The 17,252-nt window shown below is 68.2% G+C and carries 19 protein-coding genes and 1 pseudogene (1 of these 20 running past the window's edge); 7 read left to right on the top strand and 13 right to left on the bottom strand.

Annotated elements, in window-relative coordinates; translation table 11 throughout:
* From SPHPH_RS21740 to hisS, 4 genes and pseudogenes are all read right to left on the bottom strand, one after another.
* Positions 1-142, bottom strand: a pseudogene (locus tag SPHPH_RS21740) (DUF4167 domain-containing protein); its annotated part reaches 50 nt to the left of the window's first position; the annotation flags it as partial.
* Positions 143-389: 247 nt separating this feature from the next.
* On the bottom strand, positions 390-1,211 hold the full coding sequence (gene prmC, locus SPHPH_RS0115635) for a peptide chain release factor N(5)-glutamine methyltransferase (RefSeq protein ID WP_037488683.1): 822 nt from the start codon (positions 1,209-1,211) through the stop codon (positions 390-392).
* 513 nt (positions 1,212-1,724) lie between these two features.
* Entirely contained in the window at positions 1,725-2,801 is a 1,077-nt protein-coding gene (prfA, locus tag SPHPH_RS0115630; RefSeq protein ID WP_028967545.1) for a peptide chain release factor 1, read from the bottom strand.
* Between the two features lie 112 nt (positions 2,802-2,913).
* Positions 2,914-4,137: a histidine--tRNA ligase gene (hisS, locus tag SPHPH_RS0115625; RefSeq protein WP_028967544.1), complete on the bottom strand. Its 1,224-nt coding sequence runs from the start codon at positions 4,135-4,137 to the stop codon at positions 2,914-2,916.
* Positions 4,138-4,189: 52 nt separating this feature from the next.
* Between hisS and SPHPH_RS0115620 the strand changes: the two genes are divergently transcribed.
* The 3 genes from SPHPH_RS0115620 (at position 4,190) to ppa (ending at position 7,446) form a co-directional block, all read left to right on the top strand.
* Positions 4,190-4,840 (top strand): DUF1345 domain-containing protein, encoded by a 651-nt coding sequence (locus tag SPHPH_RS0115620; RefSeq protein WP_028967543.1) that lies wholly within the window; start codon positions 4,190-4,192, stop codon positions 4,838-4,840.
* Between the two features lie 71 nt (positions 4,841-4,911).
* On the top strand, positions 4,912-6,834 hold the full coding sequence (locus SPHPH_RS0115615; RefSeq protein ID WP_028967542.1) for a M61 family metallopeptidase: 1,923 nt from the start codon (positions 4,912-4,914) through the stop codon (positions 6,832-6,834).
* 33 nt (positions 6,835-6,867) lie between these two features.
* Positions 6,868-7,446, top strand: a complete 579-nt coding sequence (gene ppa / locus SPHPH_RS0115610; protein WP_028967541.1) for an inorganic diphosphatase — start codon at positions 6,868-6,870, stop codon at positions 7,444-7,446.
* Between the two features lie 183 nt (positions 7,447-7,629).
* On the opposite strand, the gene SPHPH_RS21700 is transcribed toward ppa, so the two are convergent.
* The 9 genes from SPHPH_RS21700 to SPHPH_RS19945 form a co-directional block, all read right to left on the bottom strand.
* Complete coding sequence (locus SPHPH_RS21700) at positions 7,630-7,764, bottom strand: hypothetical protein (protein WP_272944246.1); 135 nt, start codon at positions 7,762-7,764, stop codon at positions 7,630-7,632.
* Positions 7,765-7,821: 57 nt separating this feature from the next.
* A complete protein-coding gene (locus SPHPH_RS0115600) occupies positions 7,822-8,598 on the bottom strand; it encodes a sigma-70 family RNA polymerase sigma factor (protein WP_028967540.1) in 777 nt (258 codons plus the stop codon).
* Positions 8,595-10,658: a flagellar biosynthesis protein FlhA gene (gene flhA / locus SPHPH_RS0115595; protein ID WP_028967539.1), complete on the bottom strand. Its 2,064-nt coding sequence runs from the start codon at positions 10,656-10,658 to the stop codon at positions 8,595-8,597. The genes SPHPH_RS0115600 and flhA overlap by 4 nt, the downstream gene beginning before the upstream one ends.
* A gap of 3 nt (positions 10,659-10,661) precedes the next feature.
* Positions 10,662-11,501 (bottom strand): transglycosylase SLT domain-containing protein, encoded by an 840-nt coding sequence (locus SPHPH_RS0115590; protein ID WP_028967538.1) that lies wholly within the window; start codon positions 11,499-11,501, stop codon positions 10,662-10,664.
* Positions 11,502-11,745: 244 nt separating this feature from the next.
* Positions 11,746-12,057: a flagellar protein FlgN gene (locus tag SPHPH_RS0115585; protein WP_028967537.1), complete on the bottom strand. Its 312-nt coding sequence runs from the start codon at positions 12,055-12,057 to the stop codon at positions 11,746-11,748.
* On the bottom strand, positions 12,044-12,325 hold the full coding sequence (gene flgM, locus SPHPH_RS0115580) for a flagellar biosynthesis anti-sigma factor FlgM (protein WP_051273052.1): 282 nt from the start codon (positions 12,323-12,325) through the stop codon (positions 12,044-12,046). Before flgM ends, SPHPH_RS0115585 begins: the two co-directional genes overlap by 14 nt.
* 95 nt (positions 12,326-12,420) lie before the next feature.
* Positions 12,421-12,930, bottom strand: a complete 510-nt coding sequence (locus SPHPH_RS0115575; protein ID WP_028967535.1) for a flagella basal body P-ring formation protein FlgA — start codon at positions 12,928-12,930, stop codon at positions 12,421-12,423.
* Positions 12,927-13,457 (bottom strand): OmpA family protein, encoded by a 531-nt coding sequence (locus SPHPH_RS0115570; protein WP_238303128.1) that lies wholly within the window; start codon positions 13,455-13,457, stop codon positions 12,927-12,929. Before SPHPH_RS0115570 ends, SPHPH_RS0115575 begins: the two co-directional genes overlap by 4 nt.
* Positions 13,454-14,143 (bottom strand): motility protein A, encoded by a 690-nt coding sequence (locus SPHPH_RS19945; protein WP_051273051.1) that lies wholly within the window; start codon positions 14,141-14,143, stop codon positions 13,454-13,456. The genes SPHPH_RS0115570 and SPHPH_RS19945 overlap by 4 nt, the downstream gene beginning before the upstream one ends.
* A 289-nt stretch (positions 14,144-14,432) precedes the next feature.
* Between SPHPH_RS19945 and SPHPH_RS0115560 the strand changes: the two genes are divergently transcribed.
* From SPHPH_RS0115560 to SPHPH_RS0115545, 4 genes are read left to right on the top strand one after another with little or no spacing between them, the layout of a single operon-like run.
* Positions 14,433-14,783, top strand: a complete 351-nt coding sequence (locus SPHPH_RS0115560; RefSeq protein WP_028967533.1) for a flagellar basal body rod protein FlgB — start codon at positions 14,433-14,435, stop codon at positions 14,781-14,783.
* A gap of 3 nt (positions 14,784-14,786) precedes the next feature.
* Entirely contained in the window at positions 14,787-15,197 is a 411-nt protein-coding gene (gene flgC, locus SPHPH_RS0115555) for a flagellar basal body rod protein FlgC (protein ID WP_028967532.1), read from the top strand.
* 2 nt (positions 15,198-15,199) lie between these two features.
* On the top strand, positions 15,200-15,925 hold the full coding sequence (locus SPHPH_RS0115550; RefSeq protein ID WP_028967531.1) for a flagellar hook assembly protein FlgD: 726 nt from the start codon (positions 15,200-15,202) through the stop codon (positions 15,923-15,925).
* Between the two features lie 40 nt (positions 15,926-15,965).
* Positions 15,966-17,252: a flagellar hook protein FlgE gene (locus SPHPH_RS0115545; RefSeq protein ID WP_028967530.1), complete on the top strand. Its 1,287-nt coding sequence runs from the start codon at positions 15,966-15,968 to the stop codon at positions 17,250-17,252.

Raw genomic sequence — 17,252 nt, 5'->3', positions numbered from 1 at the left:
CGAGCAACTGCGGCGCATTGCCGCGCGCCCGACTGTCGATCCGGTTGCCGCTGTCACGCTGCCCGTGGCCGCCGCCGCCACCCTGACGCTGCTGGCCACCACCACGGCCGCGACGGCGACCGTTCTGACGGTTGTTGATCAATTCACTGTCCTCGTCCTGGAACCAAAACCGGCATTCGCTCCCGAAGCACGGGGTGCAATCGTTCCCCGGCGCCGCGACCGTTTCGGTAACGCGGGCCTGCCATGGCCACCGGACTGCAGCGGCTGATGACGAAGGGAGGGCAGGCGCGCCATCCAACGCATGTCGGTGAGTTCGCGAGCCCCTGCGCTGTCTCTAGACGCACGGCCGTCGTTCTCAAAGCAAAATATTGGGCCTCGCCCCGCCAAATTCAAGGCGTGACCACCAGACAGCGATCGCGATCACCCAGATCGCGGCGTAACGTGACCGACAATCCGGCGGCACGGAACAGGGCTGCGGCGGACTGCCCCTGCCCCGCGCCGATCTCCACACACGCCACCGCGCCGGGCGCGAGCAAGGCGGGTAGTTGCGTGGCGATGCGGCGATAGTCGTCGAGCCCGTCCGTTCCCGCGAACAGCGCGGCGGCGGGTTCGTAGCGCGCGACCTCGTCGGGGAGCTTCGCATCGCGCTCGATATAGGGCGGGTTGGCGAGCACGAGGTTGAAGGTTTCGGCGACCTCGTCGGCCCAATTGCCATGGATGAAGGAAGCGCGGTTGGCCATGCCAAGCGCGGCGGCGTTACGGCGCGCATAGTCGAGCGCCACCGGCGAGGCGTCGATCCCCTGCCCCGTCGACGCCGGCCAGTGATCGAGCGCGGCGAGCAGCAAGGTGCCGGGGCCGGTGCCGAGATCGAGGATGCGCCGCGGTCCGCCGGTGCCCGCGAAATGCTCGACCGCGGCCTCGATCAGCGTCTCGCTGTCGGCGCGCGGGATGAGGACGCCGGGGCCGACCATAAGGTCGATCGTCCAGAACGCGCGGGTGCCAGTGAGATAGGCGACCGGCTCGTGACGCGCGCGGCGCGCGACAAGGTCGGCGAAGGCCGGCGGGACGTCGTGGTCGTCGAGCGTGAGGAGCAGGCGATTGCGGTCGATGCCGAGTGCATGGGCGAGCAATAGCTCGGCGTCGAGCCGGGCGGTGGGTGAGAAGGCGAAGCGCGCGGCGGCGTCCCGCAGAGCGGTGCGGGCGGTGGTCATGCTGGGCTGGCCGTCGCGAATGTTGAGACGCTGGCGGGATTTCTCAACATTCGGGTTTCGGGGTGTCGGGTGGTCTGGATTCGTCGATCTTTCCCATGATTGACTGAGATAACAGCACCTTCCGTCACCCCGGCCTTGAGCCGGGGTCCCGCTTTCACTTCGGTCGACAAGAAGCGGGGCCCCGGCTCAAGGCCGGGGCGACGGTGATTGGGTGTGCCGTTCATTCCAACTGCGAATGTTGAGACGCTGGTGCCCTGTCTCAACATTCGCCAACCGGCCGTCATTGCGAGCACAGCGACGCAATCCAGAGCGTCCGGATGGCAACCCTGGATTGCTTCGCTGCGCTCGCAATGACGGTGGGGCATGAGGACGGCTCTGACAGAAGAAAGGGGGATAGCGTCACATGGCGGCTGTAGGACAGCGCCGCGGCAAAGCCGCGTCGTCGGTCGGTGCGCCGCCCCGCCGGCCGCGCTTGGCTAAGTCCTGTCGCAGCATGCGACAGGCCAGCCTGCGCTACGCCTCCAACGTCGCCAGTCGTTCCGCCTCATCCTCGGCGATCAACGCCCCGATCAGCTCGTCCATCTCGCCCGCCAGAATTTCCGGCAAGCGGTGCAGCGTCAGGTTGATGCGGTGGTCGGTCACGCGCCCCTGCGGGAAATTGTAGGTGCGGATCCGCTCCGAGCGGTCACCCGAGCCGACCATCGCCTTGCGCGTGCCCGAGCGCTCCGCGGCGAGCCGCTCGCGCTCCGCCTCGTAGAGCCGGGTCCGCAAGACCTTGAGCGCCTTGGCCTTGTTCTTGTGCTGCGACTTTTCGTCCTGCTGGATCACCACCAGCCCGGTCGGCAAGTGGGTGATGCGCACCGCCGAGTCGGTGGTGTTGACCGACTGCCCGCCCGGCCCCGACGAGCGATAGACGTCGATGCGCAAATCCTTGGCCTCATCGATCTGGACGTCGACGTCCTCCGCCTCGGGCAGCACCGCGACCGTCGCCGCCGAGGTGTGGATGCGCCCGCCGCTTTCGGTCGCGGGGACGCGTTGGACGCGGTGGACGCCGCTTTCGAACTTCAGTTTCGCGAACACGCCCGAGCCGGTGACGCTGGCGACGACTTCCTTGTAACCGCCGGCATCGCTGTCGGAGGCGGAGATCAGCTCGACGCGCCAGCCCTGCCCTTCGGCATAGCGCTGGTACATGCGGAACAGGTCGCCCGCGAACAGCGCCGCCTCGTCGCCGCCGGTGCCGGCGCGGACCTCGAGCATCGCCGAGCGCTGGTCGGCGGCGTCGCGCGGGAGCAATGCCAGCGCGAGCTTGCGGTCGGCAGCGTCGAGCGCGGCGCGGTTCTCGCGCAACTCCTCCTCGGCCATCGCACGCAGCTCGGCGTCGGCGTCGCCGGCCATGAAGGCGAGGCTTTCGGCCTCCTGCCGGAGCCGGCGCACCTCGCTGGCGGCCTGCGCGACGGGTTCGAGTTCTGCATATTCCTTCGACACCGCGACGAAGCGATCGCCGTCGAGATTGCCGGTCGCCATCTGCGCGGCGAGTTCGTCGCGGCGCGCCTCGATCTGGCGGATTCGGTCGATCGAGATGGTGGTCATGGGCGCGCCCCGACCGTCATCCCGGCCTTGAGCCAGGATCCCGCTTCTGCGGCGACGTCGGAGAGGTAGCGGGGCCCCGGCTCAAGGTCGGGGCGACGGGAGAGAGGTGGGGTCACGCGAGAACCTCGGCGACGCGCGACGTGCCACCGCGCAGCACGCGACCACGGGTCGCAATTGCATCGCCATCCATCGCGAAGGTCAGCGTCTCGGCCGGGTCGAGCTTGAGTGCCTTGTCGTAGCGCTTCTTGGGCGAGCCGGTCGCGACTAGTTCCGCCGAAACGCCGGCACGGCGCAGCTTCGCCAGCATCGCGACCGCCGCGGTGTGCGCGGCGTCATTCTCGACCACCAGCACCACGTCGGGCCGCGCCGCCGCCGGTTCGTCGAGTAGCATCGCCAGCCGCTCGACCCCCGCCGCCCAACCCACGCCCGCCGTCGCCGGGCCGCCGAGGCTCTCGACCAATCCGTCATAGCGCCCGCCCGCCAGCACCGTGCCTTGCGCGCCGAGCCGGTCGGTAACGAACTCGAACGCGGTGTGGCGGTAATAGTCGAGTCCGCGCACCAGCCGCTCGTTGCGGGTCCAGCGCACCCCGGCGGCGTCGAGGCCCTTCTGCACGCTCTCGAAGAACGCACCGGCCTCGGCGCTCATATAGGCGTCGATCCCGGGCGCGGCGTCGGCGATCGGGCGGTCGCGCGGGTCCTTGCTGTCGAGGATGCGCAGCGGGTTCTTGTCGAGCCGCGTCAGGCTGTCTTCGGACAGCTCGCCGCGATGCGCCTCGAAATGCGCCACCAAGGCGTCGCGCCACGCGTCGCGGGTCGCGGCATCGCCGAGGGTGTTGAGTTGCAGCGTCACGCCCTCGGCGACGCCCAGTTCCTGAAGCAACTGATCGGCGAGCGTCAGCAGTTCGACGTCGGCGGCGGGCTCGGGCGCGCCGAGCACCTCCGCGTCGATCTGGTGGAACTGGCGATAGCGGCCCTTCTGCGGGCGCTCGTAGCGGAACACCGCGCCGCTGGTGACCAGCTTGAGCGGCGCGAACTGCTGCCAGCCGTTGGTGATATAAGCGCGCGCGATCCCGGCGGTGAACTCGGGGCGCAGCGTCAGCAGGTCGTCGCCCTTGTCGGGGAAGGTGTACATCTCCTTGGAGACCACGTCGGTGGTCTCGCCGATCGAGCGCGCGAAGACCTGCGTGTCCTCGAACACCGGCACCTCGACGCGCTCGAAGCAATAGAGCCGCCGAACGCGGTCGAAGGTGTCGAGCACGTGCGCGAAGCGGCGTTGCTCGTCGCGGAAGATGTCCTGCGTGCCGCGCACGCGCTGCGGAGTGGGAATACGGGCCATAAGAAGGTGCGCATCTAGTCGCGGACGCTGCCGCGCGCTAGCGGCTGTTCGCATGGACGAACACGCGCGCTGGTGGGGGTTGGGACGGCGGATCGCACCGCCGCGCTTCGTGCTGTTCGTGGCGGTGCTGGTCGTCGCGGTCGCGGCGCTGTGGGCACCGCTGGGGCGCGGGCGCGCGGCGATGGCGGGGTTCGATCTCGCGGCGGTCGTGTTTCTGCTCAGCATGATCCGGCTGCCGCGCCACGACAGCCCGGCGCAGATGCGCGTCGTCGCGCAGGCCAATGACGCCAATCGCACCCTGCTGCTGGCGATCACCGCGGCGGTGATGCTGGTGATCCTGACTGCGGTGCACGAGGAATTGCAGGGGCGGCAGAGCAACCCGATGCGATTGCTGGTGATCGTCACGCTCGCGCTGGCGTGGCTGTTCTCGAACATGGTCTATGCGCTGCATTACGCGCATCTGTTCTACATGCCCGGCGACGACGGGAAGGATGCGGGCGGGATCGACTTTCCCGGGACCGACACGCCCGATTACTGGGACTTCGTCTATTTCAGCTACACGCTGGGGATGACGTTCCAGACCTCCGACGTGTCGATCCGGTCGGGGACGGTGCGGCGCGCGGTGCTGGGGCAATGCCTGGCCGGGTTCGTCTTCAACCTCGGAGTGATCGCGTTCAGCATCAACGTGTTGGGTGCCAACTGACCGGCGGGGGCTGGACGTGGGGGGTGCGGGCTGATTAACCGGGTCAGTCACGCTGTCCTTTGGGAGCCCCGATGATCGCCCGTTTCGCGTCCGCCGCCCTTCTCGCCTCCGTCGCCCTCACCCCGCTCGCCGCGCAGGTCCCCGCCGGCAACAGCGCGCCGCAGCCGGTGCCGTTCACCGACACGATCCCCGCCGCGCGCGACGTGCGCTTTCCCGGCACGCTCCGGCTGAACGTCGACGCGAGCGATCCGTCGCAGGGGATCTTCCGCGTGATCGAGACGATCCCGGTGCCGCAGGCCGGGCATATGGTGCTGCTGTTCCCGAAGTGGCTGCCCGGCGCGCACAGCCCGCGCGGCGAGATCGAGAAGCTGGCCGGGCTGATCATCACCGCCAACGGCAAGCGCGTGGAGTGGACGCGCGACCCGGTCGACGTCTTCGCCTTCCACATCGACGTGCCGACGGGCGCGAAGACGATCGAGGCGCGGTTCCAGTTCATCTCGGCGACGCAGGGCAATCAGGGGCGGATCGTGATGACCCCGACGATGATCTCGCTCCAGCCCAATTCGGTCAGCCTCTATCCGGCCGGCTATTTCACGCGGCAGATCCCGATCCAGATGACGGTGAAATACCCGGACGGCTGGACCGCGGCGGGGGCGGTGCCGGCGAAGAAGGCCGGATCGACCTACACGTACGACACCACCAATTACGAGGTGCTGGTCGATTCGCCGGTGCTGGCGGGCAAGTACGGCAAGGTCTGGCCGCTGTCCCCACGCGTCAACCTGAACGTCTTCGCCGACGATCCTGCCGAGCTGGCCGCGACGCCCGAGCAGATCGCGGGGCACCAGCGGCTGGTCGAGCAGGCAGTGAAGACCTTCGGCGCGCAGCATTACGACACATACGAATTCCTGCTGTCGATCACCGACAAGCTGGGCGGGATCGGGCTGGAGCATCACCGCTCGAGCGAGAACGGGGTGACGCCGGGCTATTTCACCAAGTGGAACGACGGCCCCGGCCGCCGCAACCTGCTGCCGCACGAATTCACGCATAGCTGGGACGGCAAGTTCCGGCGCGGCGCGGACCTATGGACCCCCGACTTCCGCACGCCGATGCGCGGGTCGTTGCTGTGGGTCTATGAAGGGCAGACGCAATTCTGGGGCTATGTGCTCCAGGCGCGCGCGGGGCTGGTGAGCAAGCAGGACACGCTCGACCAATATGCCGCGATCATGGCGCTCTACGACAGCCAGCCGGCGCGGCAGTGGCGCGCGCTGATCGACACCACCAACGATCCGGTGATCTCGCAGCGTCGGCCGAAGGGCTGGACGAGCTGGCAGCGCAGCGAGGATTATTACAACGAAGGGCTGCTCGTCTGGATGGACGTCGACTCGCTGCTGCGCGAGAAATCGGGCGGCGCGAAGTCGATCGACGATTTCGCGCGCGCGTTCTTCGGCATCCGCGACGGCGACTGGGGCGAGGTGACCTATACGATCGACGATGTCGCCAAGACATTGAACGGGATCGTGCCGTTCGACTGGGCGGGCTATCTGCGCCGCCGGCTGACCGAACATGCCGCGGGCGCGCCGCTCGACGGATTTGCGCGCAACGGCTACCAATTGTCCTATAGCGAGACGCCGACCTCGTCGTTCAAGGCTGCCGAGGCCGCGTCCAAGTCGACCAACCTGACCTATTCGGGCGGCATGGTGCTCGACACCTCGGGCACGCTGACCGGCGTGACGTGGGACAGCGCGGCCTTCAAGGCGGGCTTCACGGTCGGCGACCAGATCGTCGCGGTCGATGGCGAGGCGTATAGCGCCGACAAGCTGAAGGCCGCGATCACCGCCGCAAAGGGCACGAAGACCGCTATCCCGTTGACGGTGAAGCAAGGCGATCGCTTCCGCAGTGCAGCACTCGACTATCATAATGGCTTGCGTTACCCGCGCCTTCAGAAGATCGGCACCGGGGAAACCGGTCTCGATCGTCTTCTTGCGCCCCGTTGATCCGGGGCGTTCGCACCTCAAGAGGGGAAGAGAATGCGTATCGACCTGATCCCGGTGGGCAAGAACCCGCCCGACGACCTGAACGTGGTGATCGAGGTGCCGACCGGCGGCGAGCCGGTGAAGTATGAGTTCGACAAGGCATCGGGCGCGTTGTTCGTCGACCGCATCCTGCACACGCCGATGCGCTATCCCGCGAACTATGGCTTCGTGCCGCACACGCTGTCGCCGGACGGCGATCCGCTCGACGCTTTGGTGATCGCGCGCTCGCCGTTCATCCCGGGCTGCGTCGTCCGCGCGCGCCCGATCGCGGTGCTGAACCTCGAGGACGAGGCCGGTGGCGACGAGAAGCTGGTCTGCGTCCCCGTCGACGCGGTGTTCCCTTATTATTCGAACGTCGATGGCCGCGCCGACGTGCCGGAGATCGTGTTCGAGCAGATCGAGCACTTCTTCACGCACTACAAGGACCTGGAGAAGAAGAAGTGGGTCCGCGTCGGCGTCTGGGGCGACCGCGACGAAGCGCGTCGCATCACGCTGGAAGCGATCGAGCGCTACAACGCGGCCAAGGAGCAGGGCGAAGAGCCGCACGATTTCGAGGTGCCGGGCCGGGAATAAACCCCGACCGGGGCCGATCGGCGACCGGTCGTTTTCGCTCCTGCCTGCCCCTTCGTCGCCCCGGGCTTGATCCGGCGCCCCGCTTCTTCTCGACAGAAAGCGGGATCCCGGATCAAGTCCGGGATGACGAGATGGGGCGGTGCGTATCCGCTTTGATTGTCACACGGCCCGCCGCGTCTCCCGTCATTCCTGATCGGCGACCGTGAGATCGTCGGGATTGTCGTCCGGCTCGCCTGCGGGCAGGTCGTCCGGGGTGTCGGTCCCGTCGGGATCGCGCTGGTCTTCGCTCAGCGCGGGGTGGCTGCGGGGTTCGGTCATCGCTTCCTCCTCCTGATCGCCGCACCAACGCACGGCCACCGCCGAAGGTCGCAACGATCAGCGCTGCGTCATCGCCTTCTTCAGCTTGGCGTGCGCCGCGCTCTTGATCTGGCAGACGCGCGCCGCGCCGATCCCGAGCACCTGCCCGATCTCCTCGAGGTTCAGTTCCTCGACGTGATACAGCTGGATCACCAGCTGCTCGCGCTCGGGCAGGCCCGCGATCGCGGCGATCAGCCGGTCGCGCGTCTGCGTCTCGGAAAGCTGCTCGAACGCATCGGGCTCGTTGCTGGCGAACCACGGCTGGTCGTCGGCATAGACCTCATCGATCGACTCATATTTCACCGCCTCGGCCGCGGCATATTCAGTGCGCAGCTTCTCCGGCGTCACCTCCAGCCGCGACGCCAGCTCGCGCTCGGTCGGCGCGCGGCCATATTCGTGGCTCAACTGGTTGACCGCGCGCGCATATTCGCGCTTCCGCCGGATCGCGCCGCGCGTCATCGCAGCGTGGCGGCGCAGCTCGTCGATCATCGCGCCGCGCAGGCGGGTGACCAGATATTGCTTGAGCGTCACCTGCCCGCGATCCTCAAAGGCGGCGACCGCCTCGACCAGCGCGACCAGCCCGACCTGCACCAGATCCTCGACCTCGATCGCGGTCGAGACCGAACCGTGGACGTGCCACGCCAGCCGGCGGACGAGCGGAAGGTGTTCACGCACCAGCGCATTTTCATCCCGCGCGCGAACGCGCGGCTTGTAGGTGAGCGGCGCGCCGTCGATCGGTGACGGGGCGATGGGCTGGGCGCCGGTGAACGCCTGCGGCATCGGTTCGGCGCTCATGCCGCCAGCGCCTGCTGCTGCGGCTGGTTGCCGATGATCGCGACGACCTCGACGGCCTTGTCCTCGGGGACTTCGAAGAAGCTCATGACGGGCGTATCCGGTAGAACGGTGCGGACGAGTTTGCGGATCGCGACGCGGATCGCAGGCTGGACGACCAGCGCGAACGGCTTCGCTTCCGCGATGAGCGGCTGGGCCGCGGCTTGCAGCGCGTCGACGATGCGACGGCCGAGTTCGGGTTCGATGACGTGGCGGCCGGGATCCTGCCGCGCGGCCTGGCCGAGCAATTGCTCCAGCCCGCCCTCCAGCGTCATGACGCGCAACGGTTCGCGCACGCCGGCCAGCCTGGCGATGATCAGCGAGCCCAGCTCGGGGCGGATCAGCTCGATGATCTCGGACGGATCGGTGCTGCGCTGTGCCGCCAGCGAGATCGCGGCGGCGATGCGGCGGAACTCGCGCAGCTGGATGCCTTCCGACAACAGCCCCTTGAGCACGGTTGCGAGCGAAGTCAGCGGCAGCGGCGCCAGCGCGGCGACCAGTTGCGGCGCACGCTCCTTCAATTCGTCGAGCAGCGACTGGACCTCGTCCGCGCCCAGCAGGTCGCCGGCATTGGCGCCCAGCGCATGGTTGAGATGCGTGGCGATCACGGTGCCCGAATCGACGACCAGATAGCCCTGGCCGGTCGCGACATCGGCGTCGCCGGTCGCGATCCACGTCGCGTCGAGCCCGAAGGTCGGGTCCTTGGCCTTCTTGCCGATCAGCTCGCCGAAGCCCTGCCCGGTGTCGAGCGCCAGCATCTCGTCGGGCGAGACCTGATCCTCACCGACGCACACCCCGCCCAGCATGACGCGATAGGTATAGGGCGGCAGGTTGATGTCGTCGCGGACGCGCACCTGCGGCACCACGAAGCCGAGTTCCTTCGACAGCTGGCGACGCACGCCGGTGATCCGCCCCATCAGCGGCGCACCGCGCCGCTCGTCGACCAGCGGGACCAGCCCGTAACCGATGTCGAGGTTGACCAGCATCGTCTCCGACACTTCGTCCCAGCCGATCTTGGAGGGATCGGGGGCCTCGACCACGGGCGGCGTCTCGACGATTGCGGGGCGCTTGGCGATCTGGTTCAGCTTCCACGCGGCGAACCCGGCGGCACCGGCGAGCGGCAGGATGACGAAATGCGGCATCCCCGGCAGCACGCCGAGCAGCACGAGGATCACCGCTACCGGCGTCCAGGTGCGCGCCGAGCCGAACTGGCTGCCGATCTGCCCGGCGAGGTCCTTCTCAGACTTCACGCGGGTGACGATCGCGGCGGCGGCGATGGAGAGCAGCAGCGCCGGCACCTGCGCGACCAGCGCGTCGCCGATCGCGAGCATCGTATAGGTCTGCGCGGCCTTGGCGATCGTCAGCGAATGGCTGACCGGGCCGAGGATCAATCCGCCGACGATGTTCGCGGCGAGGATCAGCAGCCCGGCGACCGCATCGCCCTTCACGAACTTCGACGAACCGTCCATCGAGCCGTAGAATTCGGCCTCGGTCGCGACGTCGACGCGGCGCTTCTTGGCTTCGTCCGGCGTGATGAGCCCGGCGTTGAGATCGGCGTCGATCGCCATCTGCTTGCCGGGCAGCGCGTCGAGCGTGAAGCGCGCCGACACTTCGGAGACGCGGCCCGCGCCCTTGGTGACGACGATCAGGTTGATGATGACGATGATCGCGAACACGAACAGCCCGACGACATAGTCGCCGCCGATCACGAACGATCCGAACGCCTCGATGACATGCCCCGCCGCCGCCGAGCCGGTGTGGCCGTGGACCAGCACGATGCGCGTCGAGGCGACGTTGAGGCCCAGCCGGAACAGCGTCGCGAACAGCAGCACGGTCGGGAAGGACGAGAAATCGAGCGGCTTCTCGGCATTCAGCGCGACCATCAGCACCGCGAGGCTGATCGTGATGTTCATGATGAAGAACACGTCGAGCATGAAGGCCGGGATCGGCACGACCATGAGGACGACGAGCAGCAGGATCGCGGCGGGCAGCGCGCCCTGGCGCATATGGGCGAGGATCTTCATCGTTTAGCGCCCCAGCCCAGCGAGCATCATATAAGCCAGCCGTGCATTGTCCGGCGACGGGCGCAACAGGCTGGCCTGATTGCCGCGCTGGCCGAGCGCCGACTTCGCCCAGTCGAGCGCGTCGGTCGCGCTCTGCCCGGTGCCAGTGACGACGGTGGCGTCCTCGCCCATCGCCAGCGCCTGCGCGGCGAACTGCCACTGGTTGTTGGCCTTGGCGGTCGCGGCGGCGTCCGATCCGTTGCCGAGCTTGTCGGCGAAACGCTTGTAGACCTCCGACAGCGAACGGGCGGAGCCGTCACGCTCGAAGAACACGCTGCGGTTCGCGCGCGCCGCGGTGGGGAACACCGCCGCCGCGCTGCGATCGGGATTGCTCTGCATCGCCGACAGGAAGGTGCGCGCGCCGCCGATGCCGAGGAAGTGCGCCATGTACAGATCGGTGCCGGTCGCCTCGCGCCCGGTCACCGCCTCGATCGCGCCCTTGTTGTCGCTGGCGTGCTCGGCGGCCATCAATGCCGAGACTTCCGGGTTCTTGCGCAGCGCGAGGATCGCCTCGCGGTTGCCACCCGAGACGGTATAGCGCCCGCCCGACTTCTGGATGCTGTCGGCGGCCCAGCTCAGCCCGTGCTCGGCACCGTGCTGTTTGACGACCGCGAGCCAGCTCTGGTCGAGGAACTGGTACAGCCCGGTCGCGGACGAGGTGCCCGAGCGCGCATTGGCGTTCAACCCGCTCTCCAGCCGCGCCTGACCCATCAGATAATCGAAGTCGACGCCCGTGCGCTGCGCGGCGCGCTGGATCGCGGACGTGACGCGCTGGGTGGCAGAGGTGATCGTGGCAACGGTCATGCCCGGCATTGCTGCAAGGGCCGTGCCAAGCTCTCTCCGTCATCCCCGCGAAGGCGGGGATCCATGTCTGTCGCGTACCGCGTGACCGTCCGACACACGGACGTTCGCTGTGTCCGTAAAGTCGGTCATCAACGAGAGAGAGATAGGCCCCTGCCTTCGCAGGGGCGACGGGCTTCGCCCTGTCGGAATCACAACGCCCCGGGGGTGGGCCGGGGCGTCGTCGTGTCAGCGGTGATCCCGTGGGTCAGGCGTAGGCGGCGGCGCTGCGGCCGTAGGAGCTGCCACCCTGACCGGAAAGAAGTTGCAGGCGGCGGCGAACATTTGCCGCCATCAGGTTCACGTAGATGCGGCAGGTGTCGTTGAGGCGGTCCGCCTCCTCGACCAGCCCGCGCAATTCCGGCGTGGCGGGTCCGTCGCCCAGCTGCTGCAGCTCCTCGATCGCGCGCAGCTTGTTCGACGTCGCCCGCTCCAGCGCGTTCATGTCGTTGCTCTTCAGCGCCGCGATCTCGGCATGGAGCAGGTCGATCACGCGGACCAGCGCGTCACGCCGCGTCATTGCGTGACACCCAGTCGTAGCGCAGTGCGATGAACTGATCGGCGATCGTCGACGGCGACAACGGGAAGGTCCCGTTGGCGAGCGCGGTCTTGATCTGCTGCACGCGGTCGGCGTTGACCGGCGGCTCGGCCGCCATCGCGCTGGCCAGCGCGCCCGGCGCCTGCGTGGCGTCCGTGCCCGTCTGCTTCGTGACCGGTGCCGCCTCGGCGACCGGCGCGGCCTTTGCGGTCCGCTGGACGGCGGAAACGGGGGAAACCCCCGCCCTCACCGTCGCTGATCCTATTGATTCCACCATGTCCACACCCGTGGGTTTCCGCTGACACCGGCAGAAACGACCGTTGGGGCGGCGGCTTTAGCACTTTTTTATTCCGGCCAGCCGGGCAGCGTCGCGCGGCCCGCGTCGACCGCCACCGCCTGCACCGGTCGTGCGGCATCGTTGACGCGCACCATCACCCGTCCGCCGGGGGCGGCATCGGCCATCGCGACGCCCTCGCGGGTGATCGAAAAGCCGTCCGAGCCGGCCTCGATCGTCACCGAATCGCCGCGGCGGATCACCGGTTCGGCGCGTGGTGCGGGCGCGGCGGCACCGGTGCGGACGACCGCCGGCGCGGCGCTTGCGGCGCGCGGCGGGGCGATGACGGGGACGAAGATCCGCCACGCCGGATCGGCGCAGGCGACCACCACCGCATCATGCGCATCGGTGCGCCACGACAGCGCGACCATCCCGCAGGTGGCGAGCCGCAGCCGCGCGTCGACCGGCGCGCGCGCGCCGCCCTCCGCACCGACCGGGCGCGTGGTGAAGGCGGCGACCGCGCGGTCGATCGCGGCGGTATCCTGAAAGGCGAGCGAAGCGGCGGCGAGCAGCGCGATCATCTGGGAGTTCCTTGCGAATGGGCCTCGCCGGCGAAGGCGAGCGTAACGGCGACCGCGCGCGGACCGTGCGCGGGCGTCGTGGAAAGCAGCAGCCGCGCATCGGGCACCCCGCCTGCGGCCAAGGCGGCGGCGACCGCGCGGGCGCGATCGGCGGCGAGCACCGTCGCGCTGCGCGAGCCGGGATCGACGTCGGCGGCGCTGCCGTCGGTGCTGGCGGTGACGGTCAGCCGCACGCGCGGGTCACGCAGCTCGGCGCGCGCCCAGGCGAGCAGCGCGTCGGTCGATTGCGGCAACACCGCCGAGCCGGGCGCGAAGCCCGCGACGCCGTGGCTGGCGACCGGCATCGCAACGGGGGCGGGCTCGACCCCGAACCCTTCGGCGATGCCACGCGCCAGATCGTGCGGGGTCAGCGTCTGATTGGCCTGAAGCAGCACGAAGAAGCCGACCAGCAACAGCGCCAGATCGGCGAGCGTGATCAGCCACAACGGACGGCCGGGCTGAACGTCGAGCAAAGCGTCGTCGTTCATGCGGCCTCGTCCTGCGCAACGATCGCCAGCGGCGCTTCCGCGTCATGCGCACGCGCACGGACGCGCGGCGCCTCACGCTCGGCCAGCGCGGCGAGCGGCGCGACCAGCCGCTCGCGCTCCAGCAGTTCGGCGCGCGCCGCGGTGCGCAGCCGCGCCGCGATCGGCATCGCGACGAGATTGGCGAGCAACGCGCCATATAAGGTGGCGAGCAGCGCGACCGCCATCGCCGCGCCGATCGCCTGCGGGTCGCTCATCCGCGTGAACATCGCGACCAGCCCGATCAGCGTGCCGATCATCCCCATCGCCGGGGCGGTTTCGGCCATGCCGGTCCAGCATTCGACGACGATCCGGTGGCGCTCGGCACGCTGGCGGCGCGCGGTGTCGAGCGCCTCGACCACCACCGCCGGTTGCGCGCCGTCGACGATCTGCATGATCGCCGCGGCGATGTCGGTGTCGCGGATCACGCTGCGGTCGAGCGCGTGGACGCCGTGGCGTTGCGCGATCCGCGACAACGTCGCGATCTGCTCCAGCCGCGATTCCGCACGGAAGCGACGGCGCGGCAGCGTGGCCAGCGCGAGCAGCGCATGCGCGAGATCGCGCAGCGGGGTGCGCAGGATGGTCGCCAGCATCGTGCCGCCCAGCACGATCGCCAGCGCCACGGGGTCGAGAAGCAGCGCAGGTGTCATGCCCGCCCTATTGCAAGCCGTGGGCCAAGTGAGTCGGGCGCTTGTGCGGACGGCAGCGCCGCGCGCGGGCGGCAAGGGGATTTGCCGGCAACCGGCAAGCCTTTGCCGGTCGGTCGCGCTCTCTTTCGTCATTGCGAGCGCAGCGAAGCAATCCAGGGCGTCCTGGTCCGGCTCTGGATTGCTTCGCTACGCTCGCAATGACGGGGATTTAGCCCGTTGCCCGACCCATTTGGCACGGCCTTTGCTCAACAGCCTCGTGCACCTGTCGTGCATGGAGGAGTTGGGGCCGATGGCCGAGGGATTGTTCGGAGTTCACGCTGCCGCGCTGGAGGTGCGTTCACAGCGCATGGGCGTGCTGGCGTCGAACATCGCCAATGCGTCGACGCCCAACTTCAAGGCGCGCGACATCGACTTCACCACCGCGCTCAACGCGGTCGAGAGCCAGCCGGGCGGCGTGGGCGCCGATCTGGGCGGTGCGCTCAAGTATCGCGTCCCCACCAACCCGTCGATGGACGGCAACACGGTGGAACTGTCCACCGAGCAGACCGCCTTCGCCGAGAACGCCGTGCAATATCAGAGCACGCTCGCCTTCCTCAACGGACGCATCGGGCAGATCACCCGCGCGCTGAAGGGAGAATAAGCCATGTCGGGTACCCCGATGACGGTCTTCCAGGTCGCGGGCCGCGCGATGTCGGCGCAGCTGACGCGGATGAACACCACCGCGTCGAACCTCGCCAATGCCGGCGGCGTCGCGGGCACCGAGGACGCCGCCTACAAGACGATGAAGCCGGTGTTCCGCACCAGTTTCGACGAGGCGAGCGGTCTGTCCACGGTCGACGTGCAGCAGATCGTCACCGCGGGCGAGAAGCCCACCAAGCGCTACGATCCCAATCATCCGCTCGCCGACAAGGACGGCAACGTCTTCGACGCGGCGGTCGATGAATCGCGCGAGCTGGTCGACATGATGGAGACCGCGCGCAGCTACCAGAACAACGTCGAGGTGATGCAGACCGCCAAGACGCTGATCCTCGACACTCTCAAGATGGGTCGCTGACCATGACCAGCATTACCGCCAATACCAGCGGCGTCGACAAGGCCGCACAGGACGCGATCTTCTCCTCGGCCGGGGTCGCGCGTTCCAACTCCGTCACCGGCACCACCGATGCCGGCGCGAACGTCGGCAAGTCGCAGCTCGGGCAGAAGGACTTCGTGCGCTTGATGACCGCGCAGCTCCAGTATCAGGATCCGTTCAACCCGCAGGACAATACGCAGATGGTCGCACAGATGGCGACCTTCTCGCAGGTCGCGGGGATCAGCGAGATGAGCAGCACGCTGGCCGGGATCGCCAACCGGCTGGGCACGACCTCGTCGAGCGACGCGATGAGCTTCGTCGGCCGCACCGTGCTGACCGAAGGCAAGACCGCGTATGAGCGGACCTCGGGCGGGATCATGGGCGCGGTCGAGCTGCCGAATTCGGCGACCGACGTGGACGTCACGATCACCGACAAGAACGGGCTGGCGGTCAAGAACATCCAGCTCGGCAAGCAGGAGGCCGGCGCGGTCGACTATAGCTGGGACGGCAAGGACGACGCCGGCAACAAGGTCGAGAACGGCCCGTACACCGTCACCGTCGAGGCCGCGAACGGCAGCACGATCATCCCCGCCAAGTCGCTGGTGTGGGCGCCGGTCGAAACCGTCAGCCTGAGCGCGGGCGCGGAGCCGGTCCTCAACGTCACCGGGCTCGGCAAGGTCGATCCCGCCGCGGTCCGCAAGGTCGCCTGATCCCCCCTAATTCACCTTATTACCCGCAGGAGTACCCCCCATGTCCTTCTTCACCTCGCTTTCGGGCCTCCAGGCCATGCAGACCGACATGTCGGTCATCAGCCACAACCTCGCCAACGTCTCGACCAACGGCTTCAAGAAGAGCCGCACCGCGTTCGCCGACGTCATCTCGTCGAACGTGTCGACCGATCCGCGCAAGATGGTCGGCTCGGGCGTTTCGGTGAAGGGCACCGTGCAGCAGTTCTCGGACGGTTCGTCAAACCAGACCAAGAGCGCGCTCGACATGCAGATCCTCGGCGAAGGCTTCTTCGTGGTGAAGTCGACCGGCCTGTCGGATCAGGTCAACTACACGCGTACCGGCGCGTTCACCGTCGACGACAGCCGCAACGTGATCGACGCGCAGGGCAGCTATCTGATGGTCTATCCGGTCGATAACGACGGCAACGTCACCGCGACCGGCGACAAGTCGCTGACCAACCTGCAGATCCAGCCGACCAGCGGCTCGCCCAGCGCGACCAAGAACGTCGCCACCAAGGTGCAGATCCCGTCGACCGCTACCGTCAAGCCTACGAGCGGCTTCAAGCGCACTGACACCTCGACCTACAACAACTCGGTCGCGACTCGCGTCTATGACGCGAACGGAAACGCGATGACGATGACCAGCTACTATGTCCGCACCGCGGAGGGCAAGCCGACCGCGACGCCGCCAAACACCGGCACGTGGGATGTCTACACCTTCGTTGGCGACCAGATGCTGACCCCAGACGACGGCGCCGCGACTGGGCCGGGTCCGGTCACGCAGACCTATGACACCACCGGCGCGCTCGTCCCACCGACCGCGATCCAGTTCAAGCCGTTCATCCCGGCCTCGGGCGCGGCACAGCAGACGATCAAGCTCGACCTGTCGGGCTCGACCCAGACCTCGGCCGCGGCCGCGGTCAGCAACCGCGTGCAGGACGGCGTCGCGGTCGGCCAGCTGGTCGGCATCACCGTCGACGACGCGGGCATCATCAAGGCCAGCTATTCGAACTCGGACATCGTGCCGCTCGGCAAGGTGGCGATCGCCAAGTTCTCCGCGCCGACCGGTCTGCGCCAGGCAGGCAGCAACTATTGGCAGGCGACGGGTATCTCGGGGAAGGCGACACTCGGCTTCGCCGCCGCCGAAGGCTTCGGCAGCCTGAAGTCGGGCCAGCTCGAAGGCTCGAACGTCGACATCACCGAGGAACTCGTCAACCTGATCGCCGCGCAGCGCAACTTCCAGGCGAACTCGAAGGCGCTCGATACCGCGACGCAGGTATCGCAGGCGATCCTCAACATCCGCGGCTGA

The sequence above is a fragment of the Sphingomonas phyllosphaerae FA2 genome (assembly GCF_000427645.1).
GTDB classification, from domain to species: domain Bacteria; phylum Pseudomonadota; class Alphaproteobacteria; order Sphingomonadales; family Sphingomonadaceae; genus Sphingomonas; species Sphingomonas phyllosphaerae.
This window is presented reverse-complemented; position numbering and strand designations above follow the sequence as displayed.